We start from the raw sequence: 6,764 nt of genomic DNA, 5'->3' as shown, positions 1-6,764 counted from the left end.
TTTAATTTTCAAAGACCATTTGGTTTTCATTATCATCGATTACTTCCGACGACTCTTACTACTCTACTAGATAATTTCTTATCTGTCAATAACTCTTTTAAGAAGTTTTTTCTTAAGTTTTTGTTGTTTGTTGCCGCATCACTTAGCGACATGGATTATCTTATCATGATTTTTTCTTACAAAAACCATATAATATAATCTCTATATGAAATTATACTTATATATCTTTTATTTTCACTAAAATACTATGTTTTTCTAATATTGATACACTGGGACAAGTATCCTTTAATTTAATCTAATTATTTAATTTTCTATTGTATTTAACTCATTGTGCTAGTTAAAAGTGCTAACAATACATCTATTACTTCTTCATTTTTTAATATCTTTAATACCATTATTTAAATAATAATATTCTTCACCCTGCATGAATAAAGCGACTATTTAAAAAGCTATATATAGAACTATTTAACTTTTTAAATAGTTCTATATATAAATATTTATATATTTTTATAGTTAAAATTTCCGTACAGTTGGTAGTATCTCAAGTGATTTTCTGTATGGAAACTAATTTAGTTTCACTCATAAATTCCGAAGTTGCATAAAAGTCACTAGCTATTAAAAGTGAAAATACAAGTTTAACATAGATATAAATATTAATAGAGCTTTCTGCATCCTTCTTATCCATATTCCCTTTTAAAAACTCAATTATCCTTTTAAACTTTTTAATGTTAAATTTATATTCTTTTTTATATAAATCTATATTATTATTTAAAAAAATTTCAATACATGCCTCAGCTTCATCTCCAGTATCCTCTGAAAATCTATCCAGAAACTTTTCAAAGCCATTTAAACCACCATGATGGCGTGAAATTACATAAGCATTTAAAAACTCCTCCTATGTTTAAAGGAGGGCTTCCACTCCTTTTTAAAAGAAAACAATATTCTTATTTTTAATTCTGTAAATATCCTTAGATTTTATATCCTCTACATCCATGTTGCTGTAGATAAAACTTTTCATTTCATAGAGATTAGTATCTTTATTTAATGCAAAAGGTAAGCTCTCTAAGTACTTAAATACTTCTTCTGTCTCTTCCTCACTGTCCCACTCTAGTTTAGGTAATGATAATACCACTTCTTCTTTAAAGCAAAGAGAATTAATTTTTTCTACTTTATCTGTTTTAGTGCAATCTTTATGTAATTCAACATCAGAAATATTTGCATAATGATCATTCTTACCTAGATATGGCTGATATGTTGTCCTATTATTTAAAATATAATCTGCAACTTTTTCTGCTTCCTCGTTATCAATAATAATATAAATATTCCAGGATGGATTTTCAAGCCATTGTTCTTTTACAATAAGGTTTCCACCCATTTCCTTTGAAGCATATCCTACAGAATTATTAAATACTTGAACCTTTTTATTTATCACTGCACCTTCACAAGTCGGCTCTATAGCAACCTTTAAGCACGCCAGTCTTTCATAAAATTCTGGATATTCATTTTTTATTTCCTTATGGTTATGTTTTTTAAAATCAAATTGATTATATCCACTATATCCAACGATAGCTCCAAGTAACCCAAGTAAAGCAACCTTATGAATGTTTCCATATGTGAAATATAAATAAGTATTTACCTCAGGTTTCTTAAAAAATGCTGTCCTTCCCCATAATCTAAACTTTAAAATCTGCATATTCTACACCTCTTTCTGTGTGAATATATTATATTCCTTAGCCCCTTCGATTTCTGATTTAATTATTGTAGTATATGGATTATAATAAATCTCTACATTTTTAACTCTATCTTTAAGAGAATTAATTAAATCTGAGCATCTAATTTCAATTGTATTTTTGTCTTCACCTTTAGTGAATTCAATATATTCAGACAGATTAGGAAGATATAAATCACTTTCTGTTTCAACAAATAAAGCAAATTCATTTTCACATCCAACTTTTGCATTAGTAGCAAAAGATGTAGCTGAAACTAATGCTCCTTCTTTAAACCGCTTATAATCCTCTTCTGTATAACCATCAGTAACCTCTAATTCAACAAATTCCTTGTAAGCTAGTGGATTTATAGTAAATGGATAAAAATAATGGGCCTCATTACTAACTATCTTGGTTCCTAAAGTAGAGTTTTTAGCTTCCTCTGAATCTGGTTTTGCATTATCCTTTGAGCCATCTCTAAATGGTGATAGTATCTGCTGTTCTTCTGGATTTGTATCCTCATATTTGTTAAATCCTTGACCTATCTGAACAGCTCCAGTAATTGAAATGTTATTTCCTTCTTCTGCAAAGGTAGCTCCGAAATTCTTTACATCCACTGCTTTAAATAAATTAGTTAAAACCTCTGAAGTATTCTTACACTCCTTTAAATTCTTAATTTCAAATAAATATTCATATCTTTCTTTTAAAGATCTAGGAACAACGGTAATATCCCCTTTTTTCCCTTCAGAAATCTTCATAGATTTTATGTATAAAACTTTATGACCTTGATTTTCCCACATCTTTTTCATTGGATATTTTAATGCCTTATCACTTCCAAAGGTACTTCCATCAGAAGTTGTCTTTGGATATCCTGTAAAATCAGCATTCCAATTTGCCATCTTTGAAGAAATTCCAATAATTCCATAAACCCTCTTATGCATTTTGTTTCTCCCCCCTAAATTCTTTCTCATACACTAAATTGCTACGTAGATATCCTGCTAAGATCATATCTTGATTTATTTTTCCTTCTGGTTCATAGGAAACAATCATTCCATAAAGATTACTAGTTCTTTTTGAATATTGCTCTAATTTATAATTGTATTTTGAGTAGATGATTCTAAGTTTATCTTTAATAATCTTGTTATTTTTAGCATTTAGAATAGGATTTAATAAGGATTGAGGTTTACGTTTTGCCTTACTTAAAGATAAAAGGTAATTAACTAATTGACCCACTGCAAAATAATATTCATTATCGCTGTCAAAACTCTCATATTTTTCACTATTATCTAAATTAATTTTATTTCTCAACTTATTTCGCATTTCATAAACTATTTCTGCCATATCTATCCCCCCATTAAAATAACTTTCAAATGACCATCTTAAGTTAAACTGATCCTTTGCCTTTTTAAAATTTTCTCTTTCAATTGAACCTTTAACTAAATTCAAGGAAACTTTGCTTAGTAATTTATCAATTCCATTTTTATTACCTTTATATAGCCAATTAAATATACCATCTCTAGATATAAGTAAATTATTTTTCAGTACATCATTATTAGTTGGAATATCACCAGCATCAGTAAAGTAGTTATTAATTAAATACTTTGAGAAGAACACTTTATCCAGTACTTCCTGCATCTTCTTTCTATCTCCACATGTGCCATATAACTCAGAGGACTTATCATCTAACTCATCCCCTAAAACATTTTTAAAATTAAATTTTTTAGGTAAATTAGGTTTATAGTTAGTTACCACATCATAACTTAGGATTTCAACCTCTTTACCCTTCTTAATTCTTATAAATACTCCTTCAAAGTCCGTATCCGGCATATCTCCACTTTTTAATGCTATTACTCCATTTTCATTTAAATAGATATTTACCTTACCTAAAGTGACTTCATTCAATAAGTAGTCAAAGAACTTTTTCTGAAGCATTACTTCTTCACTATTAATTAAATAAGGGACTTTAACCTTCCTAGTCTTATTCTCTAGATAAGGCTTCTTTGAATTCATCCCCATGTTATCATTAGGCAATCCAAATATCTCACCATCAATCTTTATATTGAAATCATTGCTGTTATATATATTGGGAACAAAATATCTTTTCCCTTCTCTAATATAGTCATCTTCACCATACTCAAAGAAAACTTTCAAATAATCTTTTCCTGTATATTTATTACCAAGCTCAAATATATTTTCTTTTATCCATGTCTTAATTTTTTCAACTAATACTTTATCAACTTCACCAATTTTAGCTTCTAGGCTTTTATAAACTTCATGAGCATTCGCCTTTGATTTAGAATATTTAACATAAGGATTTAATAAAATATCATAATATCCATCTATAATTTCATTTGTAAGCTTACCATTAGAGAAGCTTTCTTTTTTTACAAAAAAGCTTAAATAGTTATTGCTATGAATTATCTTTTTTCCATCGATAGGCTTATTCATATCAACAAGCTTACTATTATAATCATAAGTACATAATTTACTAAAATAATTGCTACTCTTATCAACAGTTCTAGTTTTTTTATCTAGCTTTATATTAACTGCTTCTTTTTTAATTTCGAAAGAATCATCCTTAGGTGTAACAATTATATATGTACCATCTGCTGGTACATAATTATCTAAAATTAATTTATCACCTTTTTCGTTTAGTTCACTTTTAAAGCTTTCTAGACATTCCTTAATCACTTTGACTCTCCTCCCTAAAGCCATCTAAAATTTACAAATCCTTGTCCTCTAGCATTCATTTCCCCAATGCCTGTCCCAATCGCCATATATGCTAACTCTTGAGCTCTCACATCATCGGAAATTACTATATTAATCTTATCTCCTAGAATACGCTTACCTTTATATGATGTAGCTATAGGTTTTTTATTTTTAATTTCAATAAATGTATATAAGTCAAAGTTTTCATCTAATTTTTCATTGCTGATAAAATTATATTTTTTTATAAGATTTTCCTTAATTCGTTTCTCGAACTCTTCAAAGCTTAAAGAGGTCTTCCAATAGCCATCATCATTCTTTAAAATTAAAGGAGTAATGCTATAAACTTTTTCTATATGTTTTCTAGGTATAATTCTAATATCAGTCACTAATCCCTTAATATAATCGGTACATTCATTAGCTAAAACATTATTAAGGTATTCTCCTAAAGCTTTATTTATAGTTCTAAGCTTTACTGCATAGATATTATCAGCTTTATATATTCCTGATTTATCTATAGGATAAAAAGAATTAAAACAATAATTTTTGAATATATTTTCATTATGTAACTTTAAAAATTCAGTGTTTTTTGCTAAAGCCTTATCTATTAATTCAGCTATTCTCTGCTGAGCTTCCTCGACATTTATTGACTTTAATAAATACACCTTTAGAGTTATTTCGTAGACATTCACCAAATCACCCCCTTTTATTACTCAATTATACTATAGTTACAATATTTTATATACCTCTACTATAACTATAACCATTACATCTCATGTTGTGGTTAGTACATTATCTAGACTATATGTTCTAAATTTACTTTAATTTTCATCTTAAAAATTACACATAAAATTCATAACAAAAAGCCAGTAATAATATCTAAAATTACTACTGACTTCTATCTTCTCATATAGGATGTCATTCTCTAAATACTAAATAAAATTATTATCAACCTATCCTATAAGCTTTTTAATTCTTCTATAATTTTTTGAAATTTGATGATTCTCACTTCTTTATGACTGGGATCCAAAGTTCGGTTACAACATCTTCATTGCTGCTTTGGGGAATAAATTTTTCAATGACAGGACATTCGGCTTGTTCATAACCAGATGACGAAAACCAATTGGTATATGCATACTTGTAAAGCTCAATAACAGCAAATTGGTCTTTTTCGTTCGTTGAAAAAATAGCCCAAGAAGTGTTTGGAACATCAACTACTGTAAATTCACCACTAACGCCGTTTGCAGGCACTTCCCAACCGTACATGAAATATTTAACTCCATCATTATAAAAATGAATTGCATGAAGCAAATGCACTTTATTTATATCCCAAGTATCATTGGAAATCATCTCAAGAGCAAGCCCTGGGAATCCTGCTGCAACATTCGTAGCGTCATGGCTACCATTTTCTAAGACTTGATTCGCATAATCACTCCATTTCTCAACACCAGTATCTTCCCAATCAGGGATGATAGGTTTACCAAAGACTTGATAAGCGTTTGTCTTTTCCATTCTAAACTGCATACTACTTACTTCTTTTACTAAAATTCGAAAGGATAAGCGCGGATATGCCATGATAGGTACGCCTTCATTGCGCACACAGGTCGGCGTTGTTCCCTGCAATGATTGGAAAGCTCGTGTAAATGATGATTGGGAATCATATTCATATTTAACAGCGAGATCAATCACCTTTACATCTGTTTGTTGCAATTCAAACGCCGCCAATGTCATTCTCCTGTGTCTGATGTATTCTGACAGTGATACACCCACAAGATATGAAAACATTCTTTGAAAATGATAAGAGGAACAAGCGGCTTTTTGTGCAACTTTTTCTATCTCAATTTCACCGTCAAGATGTTCCTCAACATAGTCTATCACATTTTCCAAGTCATGCAGGAAGCTCATGACATCCCCTCCTTCCTTACAATTCCAGTATAATAAAAACTTCTAAGTGATGCTGTTCATTTTATGCCCATTTTTGTATAAGCGAACTTTCATTCGCTTCATGTTACCTGAAATTTTTAAGAATATTATACTGTATTTTCCTCTGCACTTCCATACTGTTTTGTAAACTCTACGATAGGTATCCACTCATGCAAAACAAAAGGGGATTAGAATATTCACCAACAAGTCATTTTTCCTACTGTCTTTGTCTAAAATCAATATTTGCTGAAAATTCATTTGATCTAACATTTGTCAAAAAATATTATGTATAAAATATATAAGCTTAATTTTCTCTTCAAAAATCACACACAAAATTTACAGCAAAAGAGACTTTCACAAAATATATTACTAATCTTATATAAAATATTGAATATGCACTTTAATATTATTGTTAGCGAATGCCATTTG

The 6,764-nt window shown here is 29.2% G+C and carries 5 protein-coding genes; all 5 read right to left on the bottom strand.

Annotated features, from left to right (window positions below; translation table 11 throughout):
* Window positions 1-925: 925 nt before the first annotated feature.
* The gene (gene cas5b / locus B3W71_RS02510) at window positions 926-1,693 is read right to left on the bottom strand and encodes a type I-B CRISPR-associated protein Cas5b (protein ID WP_346887366.1); all 768 of its coding nucleotides are present in this window, start codon (window positions 1,691-1,693) and stop codon (window positions 926-928) included.
* Window positions 1,694-1,696: 3 nt separating this feature from the next.
* On the bottom strand, window positions 1,697-2,647 hold the full coding sequence (locus B3W71_RS02505; RefSeq protein ID WP_346887365.1) for a type I CRISPR-associated protein Cas7: 951 nt from the start codon (window positions 2,645-2,647) through the stop codon (window positions 1,697-1,699).
* Window positions 2,640-4,397, bottom strand: a complete 1,758-nt coding sequence (cas8b, locus tag B3W71_RS02500; protein ID WP_346887364.1) for a type I-B CRISPR-associated protein Cas8b/Csh1 — start codon at window positions 4,395-4,397, stop codon at window positions 2,640-2,642. The genes B3W71_RS02505 and cas8b overlap by 8 nt, the downstream gene beginning before the upstream one ends.
* 14 nt (window positions 4,398-4,411) lie before the next feature.
* A complete protein-coding gene (gene cas6 / locus B3W71_RS02495; protein WP_346887363.1) occupies window positions 4,412-5,104 on the bottom strand; it encodes a CRISPR-associated endoribonuclease Cas6 in 693 nt (230 codons plus the stop codon).
* A 313-nt stretch (window positions 5,105-5,417) separates the two neighbouring features.
* Window positions 5,418-6,317: an AraC family transcriptional regulator gene (locus tag B3W71_RS02490; protein ID WP_346887362.1), complete on the bottom strand. Its 900-nt coding sequence runs from the start codon at window positions 6,315-6,317 to the stop codon at window positions 5,418-5,420.
* Between the last annotated feature and the right edge of the window lie 447 nt (window positions 6,318-6,764).

Source organism: Clostridium sp. UBA1056, assembly GCA_002316385.1.
Classification (GTDB): Bacteria; Bacillota; Clostridia; order Clostridiales; family Clostridiaceae; genus Clostridium_J.
Note: the sequence above shows the minus strand (reverse complement) of the source record. Positions and strands in the feature narration are given on the sequence as shown.